We start from the raw sequence: 667 nt of genomic DNA on the forward strand, positions 1-667 counted from the left end.
GAGCCGCACGGTGGACACCCGGTGGGGACGGTGTTCATCGGATTGGCAGGCCCGGTCGACACCGAGGTCGTCGAACTCGCCCTGTCCGGGTCGCGGTGGGACATCCGCCGCGCCGCCGTCGACGAGGCCATCGCCCGGTTGCGCTTTCTGGTCGAGAATCAGTAGCCCTGATCGGTCATCGGACTCTCGGGAACCATGCGGTGGTCCACGGCGTTGGTCAGTAAGCGAACCTGTGACAGGCCAGGCGAAGGAGGGCACGATGACGGCATTGCTGCGTGAGGTGATTGGCGACGTGCTGCGTAATGCCCGTACCGAACAGGGCCGGACGTTGCGTGAAGTGTCCGACTCGGCCCGGGTCAGCCTCGGGTACCTGTCTGAAGTGGAGCGCGGCCGCAAAGAGGCCTCCAGCGAGCTGCTCAGCGCCATCTGCGACGCGCTGGATGTGCCACTGTCGCGGGTACTCAGCGACGCCGGGGAGAACATGGCCGAGCGCGAACACGCCTCAGCGGCAGTGCAGCCCTCCGGCCGTGTCGAGGCGGCTGCCAACCTCGCGCACATCGACGCGGCTACCAAGGTGGTCATCCCGCAGGTCGTGTCGATGGCCGTCGCGTGACGATGACCTGAGATCACGACCTGGATGCCGTACTGATCACGCCGTGTGTCAACG

At 66.4% G+C, this 667-nt stretch carries 2 protein-coding genes; both read left to right on the forward strand.

Annotated elements, in window-relative coordinates; all coding sequences use genetic code 11:
* Positions 1 to 21 precede the first annotated feature (21 nt).
* Positions 22 to 165 (forward strand): CinA family protein, encoded by a 144-nt coding sequence (locus IMZ11_RS46905; RefSeq protein WP_374463268.1) that lies wholly within the window; start codon positions 22 to 24, stop codon positions 163 to 165.
* Between the two features lie 94 nt (positions 166 to 259).
* A complete protein-coding gene (clgR, locus tag IMZ11_RS43130) occupies positions 260 to 613 on the forward strand; it encodes a transcriptional regulator ClgR (protein WP_003880539.1) in 354 nt (117 codons plus the stop codon).
* Positions 614 to 667 lie beyond the last annotated feature (54 nt).

Origin of the sequence: Microtetraspora sp. AC03309, assembly GCF_020826795.1 — a bacterium.
GTDB classification, from domain to species: domain Bacteria; phylum Actinomycetota; class Actinomycetes; order Streptosporangiales; family Streptosporangiaceae; genus Microtetraspora; species Microtetraspora glauca.

Coding starts and splice junctions, on each gene's coding strand:
- clgR (WP_003880539.1), top strand. CDS start 260: ATGACGGCATTGCTGCGTGAGGTGATTGGCGACGTGCTGCGTAATGCC.